General features: G+C 56.7%; 20 protein-coding genes. 14 read left to right on the top strand and 6 right to left on the bottom strand.

From position 1 onward, the window contains the following. The 5 genes from PHV01_RS12800 to PHV01_RS05530 all read left to right on the top strand — a co-directional run. The coding region (locus PHV01_RS12800; RefSeq protein ID WP_337291295.1) for a helix-turn-helix domain-containing protein at positions 1-100 on the top strand (100 nt) is incomplete at its 5' end. Positions 101-573: 473 nt separating this feature from the next. After that, positions 574-1350, top strand: a complete 777-nt coding sequence (gene amoC / locus PHV01_RS05545; RefSeq protein ID WP_337290151.1) for a bacterial ammonia monooxygenase, subunit AmoC — start codon at positions 574-576, stop codon at positions 1348-1350. A 106-nt stretch (positions 1351-1456) separates the two neighbouring features. Next, a complete protein-coding gene (gene amoA / locus PHV01_RS05540; RefSeq protein WP_337290150.1) occupies positions 1457-2188 on the top strand; it encodes a bacterial ammonia monooxygenase, subunit AmoA in 732 nt (243 codons plus the stop codon). A gap of 111 nt (positions 2189-2299) precedes the next feature. Then, complete coding sequence (amoB, locus tag PHV01_RS05535) at positions 2300-3568, top strand: bacterial ammonia monooxygenase, subunit AmoB (RefSeq protein WP_337290149.1); 1269 nt, start codon at positions 2300-2302, stop codon at positions 3566-3568. A 250-nt stretch (positions 3569-3818) separates the two neighbouring features. Beyond that, positions 3819-4592: a hypothetical protein gene (locus PHV01_RS05530; protein WP_337290148.1), complete on the top strand. Its 774-nt coding sequence runs from the start codon at positions 3819-3821 to the stop codon at positions 4590-4592. Between the two features lie 265 nt (positions 4593-4857). On the opposite strand, the gene ftsH is transcribed toward PHV01_RS05530, so the two are convergent. The 3 genes from ftsH to PHV01_RS05515 all read right to left on the bottom strand — a co-directional run bounded on the left by ftsH (position 4858) and on the right by PHV01_RS05515 (position 9509). Further along, complete coding sequence (ftsH, locus tag PHV01_RS05525) at positions 4858-6762, bottom strand: ATP-dependent zinc metalloprotease FtsH (protein ID WP_337290147.1); 1905 nt, start codon at positions 6760-6762, stop codon at positions 4858-4860. 662 nt (positions 6763-7424) lie between these two features. Then, entirely contained in the window at positions 7425-7676 is a 252-nt protein-coding gene (locus PHV01_RS05520) for a GYD domain-containing protein (protein ID WP_337290146.1), read from the bottom strand. Between the two features lie 282 nt (positions 7677-7958). Next, positions 7959-9509 carry a porin gene (locus tag PHV01_RS05515; RefSeq protein WP_337290145.1) on the bottom strand — a complete coding sequence of 517 codons (1551 nt, stop codon included), beginning with the start codon at positions 9507-9509 and terminating at the stop codon, positions 7959-7961. A 344-nt stretch (positions 9510-9853) separates the two neighbouring features. Between PHV01_RS05515 and PHV01_RS05510 the strand changes: the two genes are divergently transcribed. The 9 genes from PHV01_RS05510 (at position 9854) to PHV01_RS05470 (ending at position 22889) form a co-directional block, all read left to right on the top strand. Further along, positions 9854-12304 carry a tetratricopeptide repeat protein gene (locus PHV01_RS05510; RefSeq protein ID WP_337290144.1) on the top strand — a complete coding sequence of 817 codons (2451 nt, stop codon included), beginning with the start codon at positions 9854-9856 and terminating at the stop codon, positions 12302-12304. Positions 12305-12452: 148 nt separating this feature from the next. Continuing rightward, positions 12453-13340: a LuxR C-terminal-related transcriptional regulator gene (locus tag PHV01_RS05505; RefSeq protein WP_337290143.1), complete on the top strand. Its 888-nt coding sequence runs from the start codon at positions 12453-12455 to the stop codon at positions 13338-13340. 442 nt (positions 13341-13782) lie between these two features. Next, the gene (locus PHV01_RS05500; protein WP_337290142.1) at positions 13783-16215 is read left to right on the top strand and encodes a cbb3-type cytochrome c oxidase subunit I; all 2433 of its coding nucleotides are present in this window, start codon (positions 13783-13785) and stop codon (positions 16213-16215) included. 792 nt (positions 16216-17007) lie between these two features. Continuing rightward, positions 17008-19431 (top strand): cbb3-type cytochrome c oxidase subunit I, encoded by a 2424-nt coding sequence (locus tag PHV01_RS05495; protein ID WP_337290141.1) that lies wholly within the window; start codon positions 17008-17010, stop codon positions 19429-19431. Positions 19432-19684: 253 nt separating this feature from the next. Continuing rightward, positions 19685-20065: a cytochrome c gene (locus tag PHV01_RS05490; RefSeq protein ID WP_337290140.1), complete on the top strand. Its 381-nt coding sequence runs from the start codon at positions 19685-19687 to the stop codon at positions 20063-20065. 233 nt (positions 20066-20298) lie between these two features. Next, entirely contained in the window at positions 20299-20586 is a 288-nt protein-coding gene (locus PHV01_RS05485) for a hypothetical protein (protein ID WP_337290139.1), read from the top strand. A 198-nt stretch (positions 20587-20784) separates the two neighbouring features. Then, entirely contained in the window at positions 20785-21474 is a 690-nt protein-coding gene (locus PHV01_RS05480; protein WP_337290138.1) for a hypothetical protein, read from the top strand. Position 21475: 1 nt separating this feature from the next. Then, the gene (locus PHV01_RS05475) at positions 21476-22348 is read left to right on the top strand and encodes a DUF3365 domain-containing protein (protein WP_337290137.1); all 873 of its coding nucleotides are present in this window, start codon (positions 21476-21478) and stop codon (positions 22346-22348) included. After that, entirely contained in the window at positions 22338-22889 is a 552-nt protein-coding gene (locus PHV01_RS05470) for a hypothetical protein (RefSeq protein ID WP_337290136.1), read from the top strand. The genes PHV01_RS05475 and PHV01_RS05470 overlap by 11 nt, the downstream gene beginning before the upstream one ends. 203 nt (positions 22890-23092) lie before the next feature. Here the strand turns inward: PHV01_RS05470 and PHV01_RS05465 are convergent, their stop codons facing one another. From PHV01_RS05465 to PHV01_RS05455, 3 genes are read right to left on the bottom strand one after another with little or no spacing between them, the layout of a single operon-like run. Further along, on the bottom strand, positions 23093-23914 hold the full coding sequence (locus PHV01_RS05465) for an NAD+ synthase (RefSeq protein WP_337290135.1): 822 nt from the start codon (positions 23912-23914) through the stop codon (positions 23093-23095). Further along, positions 23911-24768: a nitrilase-related carbon-nitrogen hydrolase gene (locus tag PHV01_RS05460; RefSeq protein ID WP_337290134.1), complete on the bottom strand. Its 858-nt coding sequence runs from the start codon at positions 24766-24768 to the stop codon at positions 23911-23913. Before PHV01_RS05460 ends, PHV01_RS05465 begins: the two co-directional genes overlap by 4 nt. Continuing rightward, positions 24765-25553, bottom strand: coding sequence for a methyltransferase (locus PHV01_RS05455; RefSeq protein WP_337290133.1), 789 nt, complete (start codon positions 25551-25553; stop codon positions 24765-24767). The genes PHV01_RS05460 and PHV01_RS05455 overlap by 4 nt, the downstream gene beginning before the upstream one ends. Positions 25554-25568: the final 15 nt, after the last annotated feature.

Raw genomic sequence — 25568 nt, 5'->3', positions numbered from 1 at the left:
CTCGCAGGCGGCGGTGCAACTCGGCATCTCCCGCAGCACGCTCTACCGGAAGCTGGAGCAGTTCGGGCTGAAACGGCAGACGTTGATTGCCTCGGAGTAGGCCATGTGGTGTGCGACAGGTGTCGTAGAGTGAGACATATTAGTTCAAATTCATTAGGAATTCTTTTACAGTCTGCCGTCTCTCCCCTAAGTCAGCATCCGAACTTATTGATTTCATGAGTGAAGCTAAGCTGGGGTCGGATTATAACTATGTTTGGCATCATCCTTGTATACTTGATATCTTAAGCATTGAATGGAAGCAAGCGCTAAGAGATCGAGATTTGAATCGGGTCCTGAAGGTAAAAAAGGCTTGACAGTCATTCCGAGGGCGGTATACGATAATTTCTCCTAGAACAAGGTTTCCGAAAGAGCATCTTTCCCGGAGAAACAACGCCCTTCATCTTAAACCTGGTGCGTGAGTGGTGGCAAAGGAGGTGAGAATCGGCGCCAACGGAAAGCAAGAGAGTGTGAGATACCAAGGGCAGTACAGTCTACGTCATGTAAATTAATGAGAGTGTAAGGAGGAAGAATCGAATGGCACAGTACAGGACTGAAGCCGCGCCGGCTAAGCGTGCTGAGTCAGCCGAGCAGATGTTTGGCTGGGGCACCTTCTTTAAATGCCAGATCGCTATCAGCCTTTTCTACATCTGTATCCGGATCTACCAGCAGTACTTCTCATGGTCGAAAGGCCTCGACTTTTTCTCCGAGGACTTCCGGGTCTACTGGTGGAACATGCTGATCGGCGAGTTGATCATCGAGGGCTCAACGCTGATCTTTGTCCTTGGCTACATCTGGAAGACTCGCGATCGGAATCTGGATCGAATCACGCCGGAGGAGGAACTCAGGCGGTTCTGGGGCCTCGGACAGTGGATCGTCACGTTCGCCTGGGCCGTCTACTGGGGCGCCAGCTTCTTTACCGAGCAGGACGGGACGTGGCACCAGACGGTGATCCGCGATACGGACTTCACGCCGAGTCACATCATTGAGTTCTATCTCAGCTACCCGATCTACATCATCATCGGGATCAGCGCCTACATGTGGGCCAGGACTCGAATTCCCCTATTTTCGAAAGCACACTCCCTGCCGTTTATTCTGACAGTCGGCGGCCCTGCGATGATCTTTGTGAATGTGGCGCTGAACGAGTGGGGCCACACCTTCTGGATCATGGAGGAACTGTTTGTGGCGCCGTTGCACTGGGGCTTCGTCACGCTCGGCTGGTGCCTTTTTGGCGTCTATGGCGTGGCGGCGGCCATGTGCCCACGCATCGTTGAGCTGATCAAGATTACAAGTGGTGGTAAGGCGACTGCATGACGAACCTCGTTGAGGATCGTTTGTTGAAGGTCCTCGAAGTCCACAGTTCCAAATAGTGGAGGGGGGCGGCCTTCCGCCCCCCTCCCCTCGAGGAGGGGAAGAGCTTATGGCGCTCTTGACACAACAGCAAGCTCTAAGCCTGGAGCGAAAGTTCGACATTATTGTTATTGTTGCTGCGTTTACGGGTACGGTTGCGGGGTATCACATTCACCAGATGCTGACCGTCGGCGACTGGGACTTCTGGTTGGACTGGAAGGATCGACGCTGGTGGGTCACATTGACGCCGATTCTGCTGATCACCTTCCCCGCGGCGACGCAATATTTCATGTGGGAAAAGATGCGCCTTCCGATCGGCGCCACCTTTTGCGTCATGACGCTTCATTTCGGTCAATGGATGAATCGCGTCTTTAACTTCTACTATTGGGCCTGGTTCCCGGCCACCTTTACTGCCCCGGGTCTGATGATTCCCAGCGCGATCTTTCTGGACGTCACGCTGATGATGACAGGAAGCTACATGTTTACGGCGCTGTTCGGCGGTATGGGGTGGTCTCTGCTGTTTTATCCGTCAAACTGGACCTGGCTCGCTCCGTTTCACTTGGCCTATAAGCATCCAAGCGGGCCGCTCATGTCGATCGCTGACCTGATGGGGATGGAGTATGTACGCTCCGCCACACCGGAGTATATCAGGATCGTGGAGCGGGGAACGCTGCGAACCTTCGGACGGGATGTCACGCCGGTCTCCTCGTTCTTCGCCGGGTTCATCAGCGGGATTATCTACCTCTGGTGGGTGTGGATGGGGAAGGTAATTAGCAAGCCGGTATGGCTCTCGCGGACGTAGCTATCATTGACGCGGGCCGTGGGGTTTCTCGAAGCGGGTCTGCAAGCGAGAGAATACCCCATGTGGCGATGCGATAAGTTGACTCTTACCCACGAATTTGGGAGGACAACGATGAGGATAGGACGAGCGGCGTTGTCGGCGATCATCATGGGATCGATCGCTCTGTCCGCGGCAACGGCATGGGCCCATGGTGAGCGGTCGCAGGAGCCGTTTATGCGGATGCGCACGATAACATTTTATGATACGAAATGGTCAAAGGCCCGAGTCAAGCCTGGTGAGACGATGGACCTCACCGGGAAGTTCCACACATTCAGTGAATGGCCGAGGGCCGTCAATCTCCCCGAGTCGATCTTTCTGCACTACTCTGTGCCAGGCCCATCAATGCTCAAGAAAGAGGCATGGATGAATGGCATGCCTGTCATTAACGCCACCAGTACGGTACTCGGTGGAGACTATGATTATAGAATGGGTATTATGGGGCGGGTTACCGGGACCTATCACGTCCACCCGATGGTGAATATCGAGGGTGGAGGGCCTCTGGTCGGTGGAGGCGAATTTGTCACGGTCGACGGCGATTGGAGCAACTTTACCAACACGATCACGACCATCGATGGCCAGACGGTAGATATGGAAACCTATGGACGAAGTCGGATCATCGGTTGGTGGCTCCTGTGGACCTTCATGGGGGTCTTCTGGCTGGTGTGGTGGGTGAGGCGGCCGTTTGTTCGGCGTCTCTTCCAGGTGGGGGTTGTGCCTGAGGAGGAGCTTGTCAGTGCCGGCGATCGGACGTTGGCAATGGTTCTCGTTGTTGCGACGGTCGTCATTGTGGCCATCGGCTACGTCACGACCAACGGTGCCTTCCCCATTACGATTCCACTGCAGACAGGTAGAATGCATGCGCCTGAGCTGAAGCCCACGACGGAGTTTACGCCGTATGCCCATGCGACCATAAAGGCCAGACCTATCACTGCGGTCTATACTGTGCCTGGGCGTTCTCTTGGGATGGTCCTCGAGGTCACGAACGGTTCGGGCAAGCCTCAGCATGTGGGGGGATTCATCACGGCCAATCTGCAATTCCGGGATCCGGCATTGTTCCCGGATTCACGGCTCAAGATCAAGGTTGAGCCGGCCGGTCCCATCAATCCTGGTCAGACCGCGACAATATCGGTGGATGCCACCGATGCGGAATGGGAATACCAGAGGCTGGCTGAGTTGATCTATGACTCAGACAGTCGATACGGCGGCCTGCTTGAGTTCTTTGATGCAGACAAGAACCGACAAATTGTGGAGGTTGGTGGACCTGTCATCCCGTCCTTTGAGGGTGGCGCAACCGCCTTGTCTGGCGGGGGCAAATGGCGACCGACTAGCCAGTACAAGTAGCGAAAGGAGAGAGACGATTATGGAATTCGCTGCTCAAGGGATGAATCTCGCGCTGCTGATAATGCTGATATTTGTTCTTATGACTTTAGTCAACCAGGCATAATGGTGCGTGGGGTTCCACTCGCTGATTTCTCTGTTCGGAGATTTCAGCGGGTGGAACCTCCACACTACAAATCTCGATATCTCGCCAGGCTGGAAGCGTCGCAACAGGAAGGCCAGGAAGGCAAGGAGAAGGAAGTAGGGTAGGGGAATGAAGCGGTTGGCTTCGATTGGGTTTGTCGTTCTGCTGGTGTCGTTTGGAGCATCGCAGGCATGGGCTCACGGTGGCGGGAGCATGGGTGGGATCACCGAGAATGATCTCTGCTCAAGCGAAAAGGGGCAGTATCTTGTCCACTTCAGCGCCTATCAACATGCGACAGCGGGAACGGCCTCGCAGTTGGCTCAGCTCAAGGAACTCAAGGATGCGGATCTGAAGCGGTACGTCGATGCGATGAAGGAAGAGTTTCGGTCCTACTGCCGAGACATACCGAGAACAGGAAAGACGACGCTGACTTTTGATCTCATCAGTGATGTGCTTCGAAGGATCCCGGTGGCCGTCCGCATAGTTGAGGCCTCAGAGCGCAGCGACTCTGGAACGGTCCTGTATATTCCACAGCAAGTCTATCCCTCTGGCGTGGTAAGAGCGGAGACGGAGTTTGCGAGGGCCGGGAAGTACAAGGCGGTTGTGGAGATCGATGAGCACGTCGGCGGATCCCTCGCCGGTGGTGTAGTGAGGGAGGTAAGCCATAGTCATGATGAGGCCGTGGCGGTGAGCCAAAAGCACACCAACGTAGCAGAGGAAGAAGTGTATCATGCCCACGACCCGACCTTCAGTTTTCCCTTCACCGTCGGGCTGAAGACAACCAACACTGCTGGTCGTGGTGCTTCGACCTTTGTGAGCAGTCCGGCTACCCTGGTAACGATCGTTGCAGGTACGGCCATCGGTATCGTACTGTATGTGAGGCGAAGGAAGAAAGTGGCCTGAGCTTTACTGTATTAAACGACCGACAAAAATTAACCCCCTCACGGATGTTCGTGAGAGGGTTTTTTATTCACCAATTCAGGGAGATGCTTCTGATACGCTGCCTTCAGCCAAGTTCTGGTATCTGGCTACTACGGGTAGGTGAGCTGACAGAGAGTGGCAAGTCCGACCTCATGGGACAGGCATATCGTAGAGTGGCTCAACGCGACCCGACCACAAGCCCCTGGAGAGGTACAGGGAGAAGAAGTGACTGCCCCATTTAGCTCCGTCAAGCTGGTGGCGACGCCGACGGTGCGGTTGGCACAGCCGCAGTTTCTGGGCCTGCCTCAACACTGGTTGGCCGCGAAGGCTCCAGCGCCACCACCTTTCCCGCCATGACGTCGTCCAGTTCCTCGGCGAATAGGGTTTCGCGCTCGATCAGGGCCTTCGCCACCCGCACTAGCTTCTCCCGGTTTGCCTCGATCGTTTGCCGAGCCACCTGGTAGCACTCGTCGATGATACGGCGGACCTCCTGGTCGATCTGGTAGGCGATCTCTTCACTATAGTTTCGGCTGTCGATCATATCGCGGCCGAGAAAGACCGGCCCACCCGACCTGCCCAGCGTGACGGGACCAAGCTTGTCCGACATGCCGAAATTGGTCACCATCCGGCGGACCATGCCGGTCGCCTGCTCAAAGTCGTTCGATGCTCCGGTAGTAATCTCGCCGAAAATCAAATCCTCAGCGACGCGGCCACCCATGCCGACGCTGACCTCCGCGAGTAGTTCGGACCGCGTACGGGTGTAGCGGTCTTCTGGTGGCGCCCCCATGACATAGCCGAGCGCCATCCCGCGTGAGACGATTGTCACCTTGTGGGGCGGATCGGCCTTAGGCAGGAGCTTGCGCAGGATGGCATGCCCGGCTTCATGGTAGGCCACCATCTCACGCTCCTTCGGAGTCAGGGCGCGACTGCGCCGCAGAGGCCCCGCGATCACGCGTTCGACCGCCTCATCAAAGTCAACCATGCTGACACGGTCCTTGTCTCGCCGAGCGGCGAGGAGCGCTCCTTCATTCACCACGCTGGCCAGATCCGCACCGGAGAAGCCCGGCGTCTGCTTAGCGAGCACGTCGACGTTGACGTCAGGTCCAACAGGTATTTCTCGCAAATGGACCTCCAAGATCGCCTTGCGGCCCTTGCTGTCCGGGTTGTCCACAATGATGCGCCGGTCAAATCTCCCCGGTCGCAGCAGCGCGGGATCAAGGATGTCCGGTCGGTTGGTGGCCGCGATCACGATGATCCCCATGTTGTCTTCGAAGCCGTCCATCGCGACCAGCAATTGGTTCAGCGTCTGCTCTCGCTCGTCGTTCCCGCCGCCGAGGCCTGCCCCACGATGGCGGCCCACCGCATCGATCTCATCAATGAATACCAGGCAGGGGGCGTTCTTTTTGGCCTGTTCGAACAGGTCGCGAACGCGGCTGGCGCCTACCCCCACGAAGACCTCCACGAACTCGGAGCCGGAGAGCGAGAAGAACGGGACCCCTGCCTCTCCAGCGACCGCCTTGGCGAGGAGCGTCTTCCCGCAGCCTGGGGGCCCCACCAGCAGAAGCCCCCGGGGAATCTTGGCGTGCAGCACCTGATACTTTTGGGGGTGTTTCAAGAACTCGATGACCTCCAGCAACTCCTCCTTCGGTTCTTCCTCCCCGGCCACGTCTGCGAATGTCACCTTGGGCTTGGTCGCGTCGTGCAGTTTTGCCTTAGACTTGCCGAACGACATCGGGCCGCCGCCTCCCCCCATCTGCGACCGACGCCCCATCATCACAAACAGGCCGATAATCACGAGGAACGGCAAGAAGTTGAACAAGAGGCCGAGCCAGATCGATCCGCCGGCTGGTGGCTCGATCGCAAAGCGAAGACCCTTCTTTTTTAACAGCTCTTGCAAGGGCTCCGTCGCCTCCTTGCTGTAGACAGTCCGAAGGTGCTGCCCCGAGGTGACATGGAAGTAGATGGTATGGGTATTTTCGTTGAAGATCGCCGTTCCGGCGATCTGTCCCGATTCCACTAAATCCATGAAGTCGCTGAAGATAACCTGAGTAGAGGCCTTCTGGGAGCTCCCGTAAAATGGGAAGAAGGCCACGGCCGAGACAACAAGGATCAGGGCGACCACGCTCGCAATCTGAAAGTAACGCTTTTTCACGGCAATGACCTCCTTGGTATCATCTCCACGCACCCCGGCCGGGCGTCAAGTATACAGAACGTTATGACAAAGGAATGACACATCTCTTGCACACGGTATATCATCGCACTCTCACGTCGCTGATCAATCCACCGGTTCTTTCTCGTCTAATGTCGAACTTCGCGATTTATATGAGATAACAAGAGCGGACAACCGATCATGTTCAATCCAGTCCTAACGCTAAAACCGTGAGTATCGTGTTGCACTTAAAACTAAACAATATATATAACGTTAAAGCAAGCTGATGAATTTGTCAAGCCCAACTTCTCCAGTGTTAGAGCAGTCGAACGGTATGGGCCTTGGGATGGAATACCACGAGAAGGAGTCGACACAATCCGATCCGGAGGTGTATGCCGAGAGGAGCGCGGGAGCGCAGGTGAATTGCGTCATGTGCGGCACGAAACGGCACAGCGGGTCGGATTGTCGCACTCCTCTCCGAGCGCCGGTAATGACTGAAAAAGGACACGTGCGAGCTAGCGTGATGGATTGTGACGGACGGCGAGGAGCGTATGGTGAAACGGGTCATTCAAACCGTTAGGATCTCCAGTTGTTCTCAAGCCGTGACTAAACAATATGGAGAGCTATTGACAGCTCCGAATCTATGCCCAGGGGCAGTTAATGGGCTATATCGTACCGAATTCCTTCAGAGTAGAGGCGACCACTAATGTCTCAGAAGTAAGCAGGCCTGAACCGGCCATGTGCTTCATAACCTTATTTGCCATCTCCAAATCCTTGGCTTCCCATTCGATGACAAGATCATATTGGCCATAGGTGACATAAGCGGCCTTCATCCCCTCGTAGCAGGCGGCAGGAAGTTCGTTTTGCAATTTGGACCACGCTCCTGGACTTACCTTCGCTAATGTGACAAATTTCATGAAGCTACCCTCCCTTATTCAACTGAGACTGTTAAGTAAAGTGTCAAGTGTTCTCGCTCTTGAAGAAAGTATCGAGTAGTGGCGGTCACGTCGAGGCATGTGAGGGCTCAGGGAAGCGATTACCACGACCAGCAAGAGAAGCGGCACACGGTCATCTCAGGCATAGGGTATACTGCGGAGAGAATCAGAAGCTTGATAAGTATCGTGAGCCCTCAAGCAGGAGGGCCGAAGCTCACCAGGTACGTTGGTGAGCTTCGGCCGAACCCTGCCTCAATGACCCGATTAGAACAAGAGTTGCAACTCGGCGATCCCTTGATGAGCAACCTTGCTATCTGAGGTGGCATTGCTCAGCCCGGTCATATTCTCACGTGGACTGAGGCTGGTGGCAATGTAGTTGGCCCGCACCCGAACGCTGGGGTTAACATACCAGTTCAGGCCGGCGGTGCCGGAACGCATCTCCATCGGCTTCTCGCTAGTACCCGCGGCCGCATTGAATGCGCCAGAGCGGTCATCGACGCGGAAGTGCTCGTAGCGACCGATGGCCAGCAGGCCACTGCGCTTGTTACCGAAGATCCAGTAGCCGACCGTTCCATAGCCGCCCTGCATGATAAGGTTATCGAGATTGCTGCCGCCGGCGCCTAACGCGTCGCGCTCCTGGGTGGCGTAGAGGTACTCACCCTTGACGAGGAACGGGTAGAAGTCGAACGCGAAATCGCCGCCGCCGGTGACACGGTTACCGTTGATCAGGAAGCCGTTCTGGGTCCCGCCGACACCGTTGCCTGCCAGTGCGACTCCGGTCGGACCCACCGGGTTGAAGCGGTGAAACGAGGTGCCGACAACAGGCGTCGTCACGCCGTTGACATCGGTCGCGCCACTATTCTTTACTATCCGGAAGGTGCGGTAATCGGCGTTCAGGCCGATGGTGAGATTCCCGAAGGGCATCGGGGGCGCAAAGGCAAAACGACCGAGAACCTCTTTGTCGCCGTCATTGTCAATGCCGCCTTTACACTGGTCGATACGACCGCAGCCGTTGAAGACGCCCGCGCTATAGAAGACAGGTAGCACGTTGGCAAGTTTCACATTGCCCGAGAGTTGGAGACCTAGCTGCAGGTCAGGGGCAAGCGCCCTGGTGGCGACCGACCGCTCAGCGAAGTCCAGGTCCTGAGAGGCGGTGATCATCTCGAGGCTGAACATATCCCTGAACTGTCCGACCTTCACCTTTGCCCAAGGAGCATAGGTGTAGCTGGCCCATCCTGCTTCGAGTCGCGCACCGCCGCCATTACTGTTATCGGTAGCGGCACCGGCGCTGTTGTTAGGTCCAGTTGCGCCGAAGGAGAGCTCCGGCTCGATGTGGAAGTTAAAGTCTTTGTAAAGCTGGCCGCTCAGGATGATCCGGGTGCGACGCTGCTTAAAGGTGCTCGGGGTGTGCCGTGCCTTCCCGGCTGCCACGAATCCATCGTATTCTGCTTCCCTTCGCGACCCTTCAACTTGCATCCACGTCTGGATATACCCGCCAAGGTTCAGTCGGAACTGGTCATCGGCGGACTTCAGGAAGAACCCTTTCCCGGGCTCATACCCAGTGAGCAGGGACGAGGCTGCGGCCTCGGCAGCCTTCTTCTCCACCTCCATCACGCGCCGGTCAATCTCTGTCTGTTGCGCGGTCCGGTCTTGCCGCAGCCGGTTCATCTCCTGTTGCAACTGCTGCAGCGACTTCTGCTGCGTCTCAAAGGCCTGCTCGAGCTCTGTGAGCTTGTCGGCCCACGCCCCCACCGGGGCGAGCAGCAAGGCGCTGCCCAAGACGACACCACGAACCCACGACTTTCTTTGAGCCATGATCCTCCTCCCTCTGCGTCTTAGGTTAATCACCGCGCTCCCGAGTGCGGAGCGCTTTGTTGATGCGGGGCGTTCAACTGCCCCCGCCCTGATCGGATGATCTCTTGCCTGGCGTACGCGGACTTCCAAACCTCCGAGGGAACCTGCAGCAGGACCTAAACCTCCTGTTACATCGGGCGCTACTATCGCTCGGTCCGGACCGCCCTGTCAAGAGTTTTCTTCAGCCGGCCCGGGGAGGGCACATTTCAGTTGAAGGGCCGCCGCCGCAGTGGTAGTCTACGAGCGACGCGACACCCCTCGGGAGGGCCGAGGGCGGCGGGTCGTGACAGCGGGAACGATGCACGATGTTTCAGACCATTGAATGGATGCCCGTGGGCAGCATCCGGCGCCTGGATCAGCACCGGTTGCTAGTCGATCTCATGATCTTGGGGGGTCGTCCGGCCGCCCTACGACGCGGGCCTGGCCGCGCTGGTCGAGGCCCCGTGAGACTCGTCTGGGCCTGCGTCACGATGGTGGGTCTGACGGGGCTGCTGTTGCTGGCGCCGCTGCCTGCCACCGCCTCTGAGGGGTCTGATGCGCCCCTGTGGCAGGAGGCGCTGGCGCGCCTCGGGACGCAGGATTACGTAGGGGCGGGGCCCCTGTTTGATGAGATACGCCATCGGCAGGGCTTCTCCAGGGCGAACGAGGCCAACTTCCTCCTGGGCGTGGTGCTGTACCGACAGAAGCAGTGGCAGGAGGCCGCCGACACATTGGAGGTGGCCGCAACGCAGGTGCCTCTGCTTGGTGACTATGCCCTGTATTACGCCGCTTCTGCCTACCATGCTCTTGGTCTGCACCCTCGGGCGCTGACTGCATTGTCGCGCCTGCTTCACGAGTACCCGGAAAGTCTGCTCGTCGAGCGGGCTCGACAAGAGCGCGCAAGGCTCTATGTCGACGCTAATCTGCTCACGCAGGCTGAGGAGGCCTACCGGGATTACCTGTCTCGCGCCTCGGGCGAAGCGAGGAGGCGAGAGGCGCTGCTCGCGCTTGCAGAGATTGCCGTTAAGGCGGATAAACGACAGGAGGCCGAAGCGCTGTTGCGCGAGCTGTGGCTCAAGTGGCCGGCGAGTCGAGAGGCGGTTCGAGCCGGCGAACTCCTGACCACGATGGCGGAGGCACCACCCTTCACCCTTGATGAGCAGTTCGAGCGAGCGCTCAGCCTGTACCGTAGCGGCCAGTACGCCCAGGCAGTTACCGCATTCACGCCTTTCTTGAGCGATGACTTGCCCCCCTTCGACGGAGCTCGGGACAGTTTTGCCTCCCGCGCGAGGTTGTGGAGCGGCATCAGTTGCTTTCAACGCCGGGACTACAGTCGGGCCATCAGTCTCCTGTCGCCCCTGGGTCAGAACCACTCCGTTCATTCTGCGGAAGCGCTGTACTGGATCGGGCGAAGCTATGCTCGAACAGACGACCGCGAACAGGCCATCACGACGTGGACCCGCCTGGTCCACGCCTATCCGAACAGCCCCTTTACGGCCGAGTCACTCTACCTGATGGCGCTCCAGTACAACGACGACGGCAAACCGAAGCGGGCAGTCTTGGCTCTGAACCGGCTCCTCAGGGACTATCCCTCCAGCCGGTTTGCCGATGTCGCCCTTTGGACTCGATCCTGGATCCATTATCGGCAGTCGGCACTCACGGAGGCGCTTGCTGATCTGCGACGACTGTACGCGAAGAGTACGTCAAACTCGCGGTTTCAGGCACAAGCCCTCTATTGGCAGGGACGGGTCCTTGAAGGTCTGAAAAAAAGAGAGAAGGCGGTAGCGGCATACAGAGGGCTGCTCAGTACCCACAGCGACGAGGACTATTATGCCGAACAGGCGCGCCTGCGCCTGAAGACGCTGGAGCCAAAAACTGCGCGTGTCCTCACGCCCGCCTCGACGAAACCTACCATGAGTTCAGCCGAAGGGGTGGCCGACCCCTCGGCTCGACTCGGGGCAGGTTTGAGACCAAAAGATCCGCTGCCAGCCCCGAACGCCCCCGAGGTGGCGAAAGCCAGGCTGCTCAAGGAACTGAACTTGCGGGAGGAGGCCTCAGAGGAGTTCTTGGCCCTTGCCGGGCGAAATGCTTCAGACCGCGGACTCTTATATGAGGCCTGTAGCGCTTTGCTCGACTTGGGTTATCTCGAAAAGAGTGTGTGGATTGCAAAACACCTTTTTCGTCCGCTGTACGCGCGCAGTCGACCAGCAGAGCCTGTGCAGAGGTATTGGGAGTTCCTCTACCCGCTCGGGTATTGGGGGCTGGTACAGGAGCAGAGCGCTCGATATACCCTTGATCCGTACCTGGTTGTGGCACTGATTCGGGAGGAGAGCGGGTTTGGCGAGCGGGTCGTGTCGTCTTCCGGGGCTGTAGGCCTGATGCAACTGCTCCCCACGACCGCCAATCACCTCGTGAATGCGACAGGCGGCTCTGGAGATCCGACGAAGCTCGACGTACCGGTTAATAATATTGCGCTTGGCACTCGCTACCTGGCGATGATGATCGAGGAGTTCAAGGGCAACTGGGCCAGGGCCTTAGCCGCGTACAATGCTGGGCCAAATCAAGTACGCCGCTGGTTGGGACGGTTGGAGAATCGCACGGATGACGAGTTCATTGAAGAGATCCCGTTCACGGAGACGAGAGCGTATGTCAAGCGGGTCCTCGGAAGCTATTACCGCTATCGCACGCAGTACAGTATAAGGATAGGGCAAAGGGAGGGTATAGAGGGTAGACGGCGGCGCGAGGGAAACAACGTCCTGACCTTCCCTAGTCCTTAAACCCTATATCCTGCTTTTACAAGTGGTGAGCCTCCGGACACAGCGTGGGTGCCGGGGAGCGGAACAAGGACCGAAGGCGTAAATTTGGCATTCTTCCTCCATCGTTTTTCGGCTTGACAGGTCTCACTGAGGACTGTACATTAAAACTATGGCGCGTCCAGGCAGCGGATCGAAGCGTTTGGTGCGAGCCCGGCGGATAAGCCAGCGGCAGGACGGCGGAGTCCGTGCAGGTGAAGTAGTCGCCCGTAGTGCCGATGAGGAGAACGAGCATCGGCCTGTGATTGATGAAAAGGGTTCGCGAAGCGAGCCGGGAAACATGCAGCCTGTCGAACCACGGGAGGCTGCCTTTAAGCTTTTTGCGGAGACGGCCGATGGCGTATTTGTAAGTGCGCCGTCGGGGGAGATTTTATTTTGCAACCAGGCCGCTGAAACCATCCTGGAAGCTTCCGCACAACAAGTCGTTGGGCAGGAGTGCCGTGAATTCTTCAACGGCCGTGACAGCAACGGCAATCAGCTCTGCCAGTGGCCCTGCCCACTTAAGATGTCGTTGAGCCGCGGAGACCTGATCCAGCATTTTGAGATGGCTACTCGGACGAGGACGGGCAAACCGCTGTGGATCGACGTGAGCTGTGTTGCCCTTCCCTGTGACGACAACCAGCCCCCGACGGTTGTCCATCTTTTCCGCGATGTCACTGCGGCACATCAGCTTGAGGTGCTCGTTCGCCAACAACTGGCTCAAACTCAACTCGCGACGAGCGAGGAGGCCGTGCCCACTATTGGTGAACTCACTCGACGGGAGTTGCAGGTCGTCACTCTGATGCGGACCGGCGCAACTACGGCGGCCATAGCAGAACAGCTTTTCATTAGTAAAACTACGGTGAGGAACCATATCCAGAACATCTTCAGCAAGCTCAAGGTTCACTCACGGCTCGAGGCCGTGGCCTACGTAAACGAGATTGCGCGGCGAGAGCCCACGACTCGCGCGGATGCTGGATCTGCCCATGGGGCCACGAAGGAACCCCCCAGGGCAGCCTGATTGTGCAGAAACCCCGTTTTATGCACGTTCTACCTCAAACCCGGCTTGAGTGATTAGGTACTAGTGTATATGCATCACCATATTGAGTCAATCGCAGGATTTACGTGTCCGAATGGGGATAGTATAAAAGTACTCATAATTATAAGAATAATGCATATGCATCGCGCACTCATTCAATCGCAGGATTTACAAAGGCTACCGGGGATCGCAATATAGTCGCAAAGGAGGCGTTCCCCATGAACTTCGTGATGCGGATCGACAAGCAGAGCAACGGGTCATTACCTGGTCGCCTAGGTGTGTGCCGCCAGACTCGTGTCCTGCCAGTCGCCAGTGAAGCCCGAGCGCCCCCGACGGCCGTGGTAACAACGACAACAAACACGGCACCGTAACAACAATGCAAGAGTGGCCACCTAAGGAATAGGGAGAGCCACAGGAGGAAACAATGAGTCCGAACCCTGGTGAAACCGCAGCTAAGGCAAAGAATCAGCGGACGTTCGCACAAGTACTACTAATTAAGAAATATTGGTGGCTTCATGCTGCAATCGTTACTGCAATCAGCGTCATCGGCTTGATTGCTCTCGGCGTCTGGACCTATGCAGGCGCTCCCCCTCTGGTTAATTTTGTTTCGTCCACCGGGGAAACGGTGATCCCAGAGTGGTCAATGAACCGTGGAAAGCAAGTATTCCACCTGAAGGGTCTGATGCTCTATGGATCCTTCTGGGGTGATGGCGCAGAGCGCGGACCGGATTTCACCGCGGATGCCCTGCATCGCACCTTTGTCGGAATGAGCAAGTACTATGAGTTGCAGATCGAGAAAGAGCAGGGACGTCCCGCCACTCAAGACGAGAAGGACGGGATCGCGGGAAAGGTCAAGAGAGAGATTCATCAGAATGGCTATGACGCGGCGGCCGGTGTAATCCGCCTGAACGACGCCCAGATTTTTGCATACAATGAGTTGGTCACTCATTACACCAGGATGTTCACCGATCAGACCTATGACGAGGCGTTCCAGAAGGGTCGGATCAAGAGCTACATCCAGAACCCGGATGACCTGAAGGCCTTGGCAGGCTACTTCTTCTGGGGCGGCTGGGTAGCCGGCGCCAATCGACCGGGTACAATCTATAGCTATACCCACAACTGGCCGTATGATCCTGAGGCCGGCAACCTCCCCACGTACGCGACGTATATCTGGAGCTTCCTCTCGATTCTCGTCCTGTTCGCGGGTACCATGCTGGTCCTGTACGTCTACGGTGAGATGAAGTCTCTGCCTGGCGAGCCGTTCAACGGCCGCGATTGGTCGCTCACCACGGTCGACCTGGAAAACAAGGGTGATGCCTATGTTCGACCGACCCAGCGCGCGACCTATAAGTTCTTTGCCTTCGCTGTGATCCTGTTCCTGGTGCAGGTACTGGCCGGTATCCTGGGCGCAGAAGATTTCGTCGGTGGTGGACCTGGCGAATCGATCCTGGGCGCCTTCGGAGTCGTTATCCCATTCAGCGTCGTCCGAAGCTATCATGCCCTCGTCCAGATCTACTGGTTCTTCATGGCCTGGGTCGGCTATACCCTCTTCTTCCTGCCCAGGATTTCAAAGGTGCCAAACGGTCAGCGCTTCCTGATCAACCTGCTCTTTGCGCTGTGTGTTCTCGTCGGCGCTGGCGCTCTGTTCGGGATTTATGCCGGCCACACAGGCATGCTGAATGACGATATGGCTTACTGGTTCGGGAGCCAGGGGTGGGAGTTCCTGGAGCTCGGCCGGTTCTGGCATATCCTCATGCTGGCCTCGTTCTGTCTGTGGGTCTACATCATCTTCCGCGCCGTAAAGCCCTGGATCACGAGCCAGAACCTCTGGTCCGTGCCGGCTTGGCTGTTCTACGGCAGCGGGATCATGGTGCTGTTCCTGTTCTTCGGGATGTTCATGACCCCGACCCAGAACTTCGCCATCTCCGATTACTGGCGGTGGATGAACATCCATATGTGGGTTGAGGTGACCTTCGAAGTATTCACCACCTGTATCGTCGGCTACATGCTGGTGCAGATGGGTCTGGTGAACCGGGCCATGGCCGAGCGGGTTATCTTCCTGGCCGTCATGATGTTCTGCGTCACCGCCCTGATCGGGATCTCCCACAACTTCTACTGGATCGCCAAGCCGACAGGGATCATCGCACTGGGTAGCGTGTTCTCCACCATGCAGGTATTGCCACTGCTCCTGATCACCCTGGATGCCTGGAAGATGCGAACGGAGCGGATGAAGGCTCATGAGCATCTGGCCGAGGGCAAGCAGCGCTTCGTGATGGACGGCGTCTGGACGTTCATCCTCGCCGTCAACTTCTGGAACATCTTCGGCGCGGGCGTGATGGGCTCGCTCATCAACCTGCCGATCGTCAATTACTACGAGCATGGCACCTATCTCACCAACAACCATGCCCATGGCGCCATGTTCGGCGTCAAGGGTAACATCGCCATTGCCGGTATGCTGTTTGCCTGCCAGCACCTGTTCCAGCGCTCTGCCTGGAATGAGAAGCTGATCAAGGGTGTGTTCTGGTCCCTGCAGGCTGGCATCGTGATGATGATGCTCATGGATATGTTCCCGGTTGGTCTGTATCAGCTGGCCCACATCTTCCAGTATGGGTTCTGGTATGGTCGGCAGCAGACCTTCGTGACGAACGAAGTTTGGCACACCCTGACCTGGCTGCGCTCGATCGGTGGCGCCATCTTCCTGTTCGGCGGTGTTCTGCCTCTCATGTGGTTCATTCTGTCGAGGGGCACCCGGATGGTCCGCGAGGCCGCCGTTGTTGAGGAAGGCGAGTGGACAATCTACGACAAGGAAAAGGCCAAGGAGCGGGAAGCTTGGGCCGCTTCTGACGAGGCATTCTAGTCTGAGTACCTAGTAGAAAAAAGTCTCACTTCACTCCAATACCCCCCAGTACGGCGGAAGCGCTGTGCTGGGGGGTATTGCTTTTTGTACGGCCATCCCCCTCCAGAGAGGTCAGCTTAACTCTGCAAGCCGTCCCGTCACGGTCAGTATCTTTGCCATCTTTTGTCGCAGACCATGCGCGTCCGTACATCACACCGTCTCCGATCTACATGCCTTCGGTGCAGCCCTGTCAGGCTTGACTTAATAATAAGTTTGTACTATTTTATAATCAAACACCGTTCTACTTAAGTTGCAAGAGGTCCACCGAAGGGATCAAGCTCATTAGGGGTTGGAGTTCAAGGATTATTCATCGTTATAGACATTTAGAAGGTCCTTTTAGCGGTGTCATTGGAAGACTCAAGCGGCAAGCGCTGAGTTCTCTCATTAGCCCTGGGTCCGAGAGACGCTGATGCATTTGCATTGCAAATTGAGTCGAACACCGGATGTGCAGGATTGCCGGTGCGTCATAAATTGGTGTTGTAGTCTATGGTTGTGGAAGTTGTTGAGGAGTTTCCTATGAACCTCATGAGGTGGATCGATAAACAGAGCTTCGGACCATCGCAGGGCCGAGCAGGCTTGTACCGTCAAACCCATGCGATGGATGCCGCTCGTGAGTCCCGTGCGCCTCCTGCGGCGGGGGTCATCACGATAAAGCAGTAGTACAGTCAATAATGATCAGTAATGAAATTGAATAATGGTTCTGCAGGTGTGGCCACCCGAGTTTAGGGTAGAGCCACCAGAGGAAAGGACAAAATGAGTCCGAATCATAGTGGAACATTGGGTAAAGGTAATAGGACATTCGGACATATACTTTTAATCAAGAAATATTGGTGGCTTCATGCTTTGATCGTCACCACGATCAGCGTCATCGGGCTAGTTGCCCTTGGTGTCTGGACGTATTCGTCAGCTCCGCCGCTGACCAACTTTGTATTGTCATCCAACGGGCAAACGGTCATTCCCGAGTGGCAAATCCAGCGCGGAAAGCAAGTATTTCACCTGAAGGGCCTGATGACATATGGCTCCTTCTGGGGCGACGGCGGAGAACGCGGGCCGGATTACACCGCCGAGGCTCTCCACCATACGTATGTCTCGATGGGCAAGTACTACGAGAATGAGATCGCGAAGCTGCGCCCCGTGACCCAAGAAGATCGGGACATGATCGCGGTGAGAGTAAAACGAGAGATCCGCGCGAATGGATATGACGAGAAAGCCAATGTTATTCGTATTAACGAGGCTCAGGCTTTTGCGTACCAAGAGTTGATTACTCATTACACGCGGACGTTTACGGATGCCGGTTATGAAGAAGCCTTTATGAAGGGAAGGATCAAAAATCATATCAACAACCCGGAAGACCTCAAGGCGCTTGCGGGATATTTCTTCTGGGGAGGTTGGGTTTCCGGGGCGACTCGGCCAGGTGAGGACTATAGCTATACCCACAACTGGCCGCCCGATCCGGCTGTCGGCAACGTCCCGACGTTCCCGACGTATATTTGGAGCTTTATCTCGATCTTCGTGCTGTTCTGTGGCACCATGCTGATCCTGTATGTCTACGGTGAAATGAAGACCCTACCCGGCGAGCCGTTCAATGGGCGGGATTGGTCGCTCACCACTGTTGACCTCGAAAACAAGGGCGATGCCTACGTTCGTCCAACTCAGCGCGCCACGTATAAGTTCTTTGCCTTCGCCGTGATCCTGTTCCTGGTTCAGGTGTGCGCAGGTATCCTGAGCGCAGAGGATTTCGTCGGAGGGGGACCGGCCAACTACCTGGAGCGCAGCATACTCGGATTCATCATCCCCTTCACGGTCACTCGCGGCTGGCATACCATCGTGCAGATCTACTGGTTCTTCATGGCTTGGGTCGGCTATACCCTCTTCTTCCTGCCCAGGATTTCGAAGGTCCCGAACGGCCAGCGGTTCCTGATTAATCTGCTCTTTACGTTGTGTCTCATCGTGGGCGCCGGCGCGCTGTTCGGCATCTATCTCGGCCACACGGGATTCTTCAGCGACGATATGGCCTACTGGTTCGGGAGCCAGGGGTGGGAGTTTCTGGAGCTCGGCCGGTTCTGGCACATTCTCATGCTGGCCTCGTTCTGTCTGTGGGTCTTTATCATCTTCCGTGCCGTGAAGCCCTGGATCACGAGCCAGAACCTCTGGTCCGTGCCGGCCTGGCTGTTCTACGGCAGCGGGATCATGGTGCTGTTCCTGTTCTTCGGGATGTTCATGACCCCGACCCAGAACTTCGCCATCGCAGACTACTGGCGGTGGATGAACATCCATATGTGGGTTGAGGTGACCTTCGAAGTGTTCACCACCTGTATCGTTGGGTACATGCTGGTACAGATGGGTCTGGTCAACCGGGCCATGGCCGAGCGGGTTATCTTCCTGGCCGTCATGATGTTCCTGGTGACCGCCCTGATCGGGATCTCCCACAACTTCTACTGGATCGCCAAGCCGACAGGGATCATCGCACTGGGTAGCGTGTTCTCCACCATGCAGGTATTGCCACTGCTCCTGATCACCCTGGATGCCTGGAAGATGCGGACGGAGCGGACGAAGGCCCAGGAAAACGTTGCCGAGGGCAAGCAGCGCTTCGTGATGGAGGGCGTCTGGACGTTCATCCTTGCCGTCAACTTCTGGAACATCTTCGGCGCGGGCGTCTTCGGCTCACTGATCAACCTACCCATCGTCAACTACTATGAGCACGGCACCTATCTCACTGGTAACCATGCGCATGCCGCCATGTTCGGCGTCAAGGGTAACATCGCCATTGCCGGTATGCTGTTTGCCTGCCAGCACCTGTTCCAGCGCTCTGCCTGGAATGAGAAGCTGATCAAGGGTGTGTTCTGGTCACTGCAGGTCGGCTTGGTGCTGATGATGATGTTGGATCTGTTCCCGGTTGGCCTGTACCAGGTTGCGACCGTCTTCAAGCAAGGCCTCTGGGCTGCCCGAGCGCAGGCGCACGTTACGGATAACGTGTGGATCACCTTGACGTGGATGCGCACGGTCGGCGGGGCGATCTTCCTCTTTGGTGGCGTACTGCCTCTCGTCTATTTCATTCTGTCAAGGGCGGGGCGGATGGTCCGCGAGGCCGTCGTTGAGGAAGGCGAATGGACAATCTACGATAAGGAGAAGGCGAAAGAGAGAGAGGCCTGGGCGGCTGGCGATGAAGCCTTCTAACCCGATAATCTAGGTAGGTACATCACACTTCGTTCCGACACCCCCAGCGTAGCGATAACGCTGTGCTGGGGGTGTCGCTTTGTAAGCGCGGAAGCCTTTTCCGTGAGACCTAACCCAGAACGTTACAGTCAAAAAGCATTGTATTATCCGTAACCCTTTGATATCATAGATTTAGCTCGCCAACCACGTATACACAAGTGACACAACGCTGCACGCACAGGTTACCCCTTTAGATGAGAGGAGGGCAATTACGATGCGCGTTTTTTTTCCGTCCCGGCTCCGTTGCCAGTGGTTATGCGTGATGGTGATGTTGTTCGTCGTGGGGGCCTCGTCCACGCTTGCCGCTGAGCCCAAAAATACGGTAAGCGGTCAGTCGAAGTACGATGCTGCCGGGTGTGCTCGATGCCATGGCGCAAGCGGAAAAGGCAATGGACCGCAGGCGATGGCGTTGTTTTTTATGTTTAAGGTGCCTAACATGGCCGATCCGGCCTATATGCAAACACGGTCTGATGACGTTCTCTTTCGAACTATTAAGCAAGGTAAAGCATCGATGCCTTCGTTTGGGCTAAAACTGACCGATCCCGAAATCAAGGAGCTGGTGGTCTATATCAGAAGCTTTACCAAGACCCCATAATGCCAGGACCGACGGGAGCGACGCGCTGAATGATGGCTAAGTGCTACAAGCAGGCGTGCGTCAGGATCGTACTCGATAACGACAGCCGGTGCGTCCCCCAAGAGCACTCGAGGCGATTGATGAGTATGCAGCAGTTCGGCGCACTGATCTCTGGAAGGGGGGTGATCGATGAAGTGTGTAGAGATGAAGGGAGACAACCATAACGTACACTCGATGTCAAAGGAGGAGGAACGATGATCTATCACATCATGTGTGAAGTCTCACCAGGGAAAGAAGAGGCATTGGATGCCTTCTTGATCGGTAAAATGAAAAAGTTTTGGCTCGGCAACCAAGGGGTCTCGAGGTTCCACGTCTTTGGGGACCATTTGGCAAATAAGTTGGAGCGAGTCATTACGATTGAGGTGGGCGACTTCAGTAACTTTGATAAAATTTTGGCTCTCGATGAGCGTAAAGCGCTTCGCAGCGAACTGATGACGTTAGCCTCAAATGTGCAGAGTCGGATTATGGAGGTCATCGAGTAGCTCTCAGAAGTTCTCTTGAGGGGCGGAAGGATAGGGTGGGGGTGAGCTAAGTGGTTGCCTTCAGATCACCCCCACCCTCTTCATTCGGAGGGTGAGCAGACGTTTCATCTTCGCCACCGGTAAGCTCCACAGCAGACAAACATAATAAGGCCTAATACATCAGCATGAGTTTCTGGCGCGTAGCGTGATGTGGTGGCTATGAGAGCGAAAGCTGGAGGAGCACGGAAATGGCAAAACCGCGCCTACGTGATCGGCTTTTGTTTGGGACTTGCGATCCTGGCGTTTACCGTGCTTCCCGTCGGGGAGTGGTTTCATGCTAAAGGACCTATGAATACAGGCCACGGTAAGCTTGCCTGCGCGGCCTGCCATAAACACGCACCGGGCAGCTTCCGTCAGCAGATTCAGGCCAACCTGCGCCATGCCTTTGGCCGGCGCGAAGGGCCCGCCCCCTTCTTCGGACGACTTCCTGTGGGTAATGCGGACTGTATGGCCTGTCACGAGCGGCCCAATGACCGTCACCCGGTCTATCGCTTCCTCGAGCCCCGTTTCAGCCAGGCTCGGGAGAAGCTGCGTCCCCATCAGTGCGTCTCCTGTCACGCCGAGCACCATGGCAGGCGTGTCACGTTGGCGGAGACCGGCTATTGCGTGAACTGCCACAAGAACACCCGGTTAAAGAAAGATCCGATCGACGTATCCCATGCGGATCTGATCGCCGATAAGCAATGGGACTCCTGCCTGGGTTGCCACGACTTCCACGGCAACCACATCATGCAGATCGAGAAATCGGTCGGTAAGCGAACGCCGACAGAGAAAATCCGCGCCTATTTTGACGGCGGGCCCTCCCCTTACGGCACAACCCTTCACTACAAAGCAAAACAGGATGGTTAAGATGGCTAAACAAAACTTCTGGATCGCCTGCCTGGCGCTGGGTGCCTTAAGCATATACCTATTTGTGAGCGCCCCGCCGCCATTGGAAGAGAAGAAGATCTCCGACGCGGCCATCCCGGTGGAACGGATGTTTGAGATTCTCAAGGCGGAAAACGACGTGGTGAGGGCGATGTGGACCAAGGAAGTTGTCGGCGCGGGCAAGCAGACCGGCTTGAAGTTTGACGAGCGTTGGCGCGATGCGGACGTAGAGGCCGGCCCTTTGCCCGCGTTGTTTCTGCGTGAGACGGCGAAAAGCCTGGAAAAGAACCCGACGCCGCTCAGCCTGTTCCTGGGATCGGACTATCCCGTCAACTCAGCGAACCGCTTCGAGGGGCTGCAGTTGGAAAAATTCCAGGTGGTCAAGCAAACCCTCAAGCCGCAATTCTTCTTCATGCCCGACATTCAAATGCAGGTCGCCATGTTCAGTGATGTGGCGGTTGTCGAGGGCTGCATCCAATGCCACAACAAGCACGAACAATCACCGAAGCACGACTGGAAGCTCAATGATGTGATGGGCGCGACCACGTGGATGTACCCAAGCGGCAGCGTGTCCATGGACGAGTTGCTCCGCACGCTCGCCGCCTTACGTCAAGGCTTCAAGGATGCCTACGAGTCTTATCTTGAAAAGGCGCGGAAATTTGCCAATCCCCCCACCATTGGCGAACACTGGCCGGCTGAGGGTTATTTCCTGCCAAGCTCCGAGGTGTTCATGGGGGAAATCGCCAAGCGCACAGCCCCGCACACCTTGGCGGTGCTCAGCTCACTGGCAAGCAAGCCTAAACCAGGAGGGTCTGCAGCGAACAAAGAAGGAGGTGCCCTTGTCATTGCCCGTTAAAAGCCTGGTCTTTATGCAAGGCTTCAACCGATTTAAATCGTTACTCACGGACGGCCTGAAGTCCGGTGTACCCACCAAGGGGTATTTTTGGCTGGGTCTGTTCCTGCTGGTGGCTTTGCTTGTCCAGCAATCGACGGGGTGGCAGTGGACCTTATTGACCGGACTGCAAGGCGACAACACGTATAAGCTCGCCACAGGCTTCGGATTGTTTGCGTTTGTTCTGTATCAATGGCGTTTTTCCGTGAAGCGCGCTCAGGGGGAGCAGCGCAATGTCGCAACCATGATGGATCGCCACAAACTGTTCGGCGCCCTGCTTCTGTTGTTTTTCTTTGGACATTCCCAAACCTTGGGATACGGCTATCTCGAAATCCTCAGCCTGACGTTGTTGCTGGCCTTCCTCACCGGCCTGTTCAATTTTCAAATCGTCAAAATCCACAAGCCTTGGTACAGACCGGTATGGATCAGCGCCCATGTCGGATTATCTATGGCGTTGTTGCTGCTCATGGCGTACCACGTCTACCTGGACTATGCCTTTAAGTAGGGAAAGGGTTCGCCACCGACCGGTTCGTGAGGCCTGCGTTATCGAGGAGGGTGAGATCTGGCCCGTCATTCCGTGCTCGACGAGCCTGCCCCGTACTGGATACGGGGGAATCCAGCTTGGCCTTCTGGATACCGGCTTTCTCCGGTATGACGAACTTACGGCAAGCTGCGGGGAATGAACCCGCTGTGGATCCAATAACAGCGCTACTTGCCCCAGTCGCGTGGGTAGCGGAAGTCGCGGTCAATGGTGCGGGCGGAGATCTTGGCGATAAGGGGCAGGCGCCGTTTGTACTGGGAGGCTTGGACCTTGGCGAGAACGGCTCTGACGAATCGCTCGTCGAATCCGGCGGCGATAAGATCGGGGATGTCGTACCGGCGGTCCACCATCAGGTAGAGGACTCGATCGACCTCCTCGTAGGTGAAGCCAAGCTCCGCCTCATCTGTTTGCCCAACCCAGAGATCGCCACTGGGCGCCTTACCAACGATGACCTCCGGGATGCCCATGTGGCGCGCCAGGTGCCTGATCTGGGTCTTGTACAGGTCACCTAGGGGATTGATGGCGCTGGCCATATCACCATACAGCGTGCCATATCCCAGCAGCAGCTCCGTCTTGTTGCTGGTCCCCAGGACCAGGGCCTTGAGCTTGGCCGAATGGTCGAAGAGGATGGTCATTCGCTCGCGGGCCATCTTGTTGCCGCGGCGGACCTGATCTGACTCGGGGAAGCGTTCGAAGTAGGCGTCTACCATCGGCGTGATCTCGATGACGTCCGATTGGATGCGGAGTCGTTTCACCACCAGTTCGGCGTGCTCCCGACTCTCCGGACTGCTGGTTCGGTACGGCATCAGGAGGGCTAAGACATTCTCAGCGCCGAGGGCCTCGGCTCCGAGATAGGCGGATAGCGCTGAATCCACCCCGCCGGACAGCCCAACCACGACACGACTGAACCCGGTCTTTCGGACTTCGTTGGTAATAAACCCGGTCAGGATTTGTTGGACAAATTCGCAATTTAAGGAGAGACCGATCACCTGGCCCCCTCCCTTCTCACCCGCTCTAACTCTCGCAACGTAACATCCAATCGCTCATCGCGAACTAATGGATTCAACATCCTGGCTCGCCGGACCTCTGCCGGATCGATCTCGGCCACCAGGATCTGTTCGCTGAGATACTCTGCCTTGGCCACCGGCTCGCCGGAGGGGGCGATCACCTCTGAGCCGCCCCAGAAGCAGGCTCCATCCTCGTATCCGACCCGATTTGCGTAGAGGACATAGCAGGTAAAGAGCTGGGCATAGGCCCGGTTGATCGTCTCCCAGGCTCTGGCGTTCGCGAACGATTTGCCTTCTTCCAGACCCCCGCGACCCGGACTGGCGGAGGGCGAGATAAGAATCTTCATCCCATCGAGGGAGGCAACGAATACCGCCGATGGATGCCACATGTCTTCGCAGATCAGGATCGCAGACCGACCGACTTTTGCGCGAAATGTCCTGATCTGACCGCCTTCCGCAAGGTATCGTTGCTCATCGAAGATCCCATACGTGGGCAAATAGACCTTGCGGTGGACATGCCGGATCTCACCCATAGAAAGGTAGAGAGCGGTATTATAGAACAGGTGTTCAGGCGATTCCTCGACCAGTCCAATAACAAGATCGATACGACGGCTCAGATTTCGAAGTCTATCGAGGATGGAACTGGTCAGGGGAAAGGCTACGGATGAGACAATATCCTTGAGAAAGTACCCGGTTAGGCTCAGTTCGGGAAAGATCACAAGGCTGGCACCCCGGACGATCGCCTCCTCAGCCGTCTTTTCATGCAGGGCCAGGTTCCGCTCCAGATCGCCGAGAGCGGGGTTAATCTGCGCAAGGGCGATGGTGTATCGACTCATGCTCCTCCACTCCGTACGTCAGAGGTAGCCAGACTGTGATAGATAGCTTCCATACCGGGTGACAAAGGTCCGCTCCGTGTTTGATAGACAAAAAGAGGGGCAAGGATCTGCAGTCCTGGCCGCCCGTCTCGCCGCGCCTCAATCAAGCACAGTTCCGCCTCGGCGCCAGGGTAGGAATGGACCAGCCGCAACATTTTCGGCTCTAACCGATCAGCCCTGAGGCCGCTCAGTACATCGGTAAGCCGAGAGGCATGGTAGATCAGGTGCGCTCGTCCTTTGGGGGCGAGCACATATCGGATGGCCGCAATCGCCTCTTGAAGGGTGACGGTTAGCTCATGTTTGGCCTGTTGAATCTCGAGAGCCGGGCTCAGCCGACCTCGGCTGAGTTCCCGATACGGCGGGTTGCAAAGCACCATATCAAAGCTCGACGCCGGCAGTAGCCCTCTAATCTGACGAAGGTCGCCCTCCATGATCTCGATGCGGCTCTGTAACCCATTGAATCGTGTGCCCCGCCAGGCCCGGTCAGCCAAGGCAGGCTGAACCTCAAGTCCAATGATGCGGATATGTGGATGCCGATGAGCCAGCAGGAAGGCGATGGCGCCGTTTCCGCAGCCGAGATCAAGGACTCGATCGGTGGATTGCGGTGCGGCCCACTGCGCCAGCAATAGCGCATCCATCGAATAGCGGAAGCCCGTCAGACTCTGGATGACCTTTAGACCCGAGATGCCAAGGTTGTCCAGGGATTCGCCCATGCGAAGCGGCGACTCGGTCTCCCTTGGGCTCATTATTCTCGTCATTAT

The sequence above is a fragment of the Candidatus Methylomirabilis sp. genome (assembly GCF_028716865.1).
Taxonomy (GTDB): Bacteria; Methylomirabilota; Methylomirabilia; order Methylomirabilales; family Methylomirabilaceae; genus Methylomirabilis.
This window is presented reverse-complemented; position numbering and strand designations above follow the sequence as displayed.

Excerpts from the sequence above, each read along its gene's own strand:
- PHV01_RS05520 (WP_337290146.1), bottom strand. The coding sequence starts at position 7,676 with ATGAAATTTGTCACATTAGCGAAGGTAAGTCCAGGAGCGTGGTCCAAA.
- PHV01_RS05490 (WP_337290140.1), top strand. The coding sequence starts at position 19,685 with ATGCGCGTTTTTTTTCCGTCCCGGCTCCGTTGCCAGTGGTTATGCGTG.
- PHV01_RS05515 (WP_337290145.1), bottom strand. The coding sequence starts at position 9,509 with ATGGCTCAAAGAAAGTCGTGGGTTCGTGGTGTCGTCTTGGGCAGCGCC.
- amoA (WP_337290150.1), top strand. The coding sequence starts at position 1,457 with ATGGCGCTCTTGACACAACAGCAAGCTCTAAGCCTGGAGCGAAAGTTC.
- PHV01_RS05460 (WP_337290134.1), bottom strand. The coding sequence starts at position 24,768 with ATGAGTCGATACACCATCGCCCTTGCGCAGATTAACCCCGCTCTCGGC.
- PHV01_RS05495 (WP_337290141.1), top strand. The coding sequence starts at position 17,008 with ATGAGTCCGAATCATAGTGGAACATTGGGTAAAGGTAATAGGACATTC.
- PHV01_RS05485 (WP_337290139.1), top strand. The coding sequence starts at position 20,299 with ATGATCTATCACATCATGTGTGAAGTCTCACCAGGGAAAGAAGAGGCA.
- PHV01_RS05505 (WP_337290143.1), top strand. The coding sequence starts at position 12,453 with ATGGCGCGTCCAGGCAGCGGATCGAAGCGTTTGGTGCGAGCCCGGCGG.
- PHV01_RS05475 (WP_337290137.1), top strand. The coding sequence starts at position 21,476 with ATGGCTAAACAAAACTTCTGGATCGCCTGCCTGGCGCTGGGTGCCTTA.
- PHV01_RS05510 (WP_337290144.1), top strand. The coding sequence starts at position 9,854 with ATGTTTCAGACCATTGAATGGATGCCCGTGGGCAGCATCCGGCGCCTG.
- PHV01_RS05530 (WP_337290148.1), top strand. The coding sequence starts at position 3,819 with ATGAAGCGGTTGGCTTCGATTGGGTTTGTCGTTCTGCTGGTGTCGTTT.
- PHV01_RS05500 (WP_337290142.1), top strand. The coding sequence starts at position 13,783 with ATGAGTCCGAACCCTGGTGAAACCGCAGCTAAGGCAAAGAATCAGCGG.
- PHV01_RS05480 (WP_337290138.1), top strand. The coding sequence starts at position 20,785 with ATGAGAGCGAAAGCTGGAGGAGCACGGAAATGGCAAAACCGCGCCTAC.
- PHV01_RS05455 (WP_337290133.1), bottom strand. The coding sequence starts at position 25,553 with ATGAGCCCAAGGGAGACCGAGTCGCCGCTTCGCATGGGCGAATCCCTG.
- amoC (WP_337290151.1), top strand. The coding sequence starts at position 574 with ATGGCACAGTACAGGACTGAAGCCGCGCCGGCTAAGCGTGCTGAGTCA.
- amoB (WP_337290149.1), top strand. The coding sequence starts at position 2,300 with ATGAGGATAGGACGAGCGGCGTTGTCGGCGATCATCATGGGATCGATC.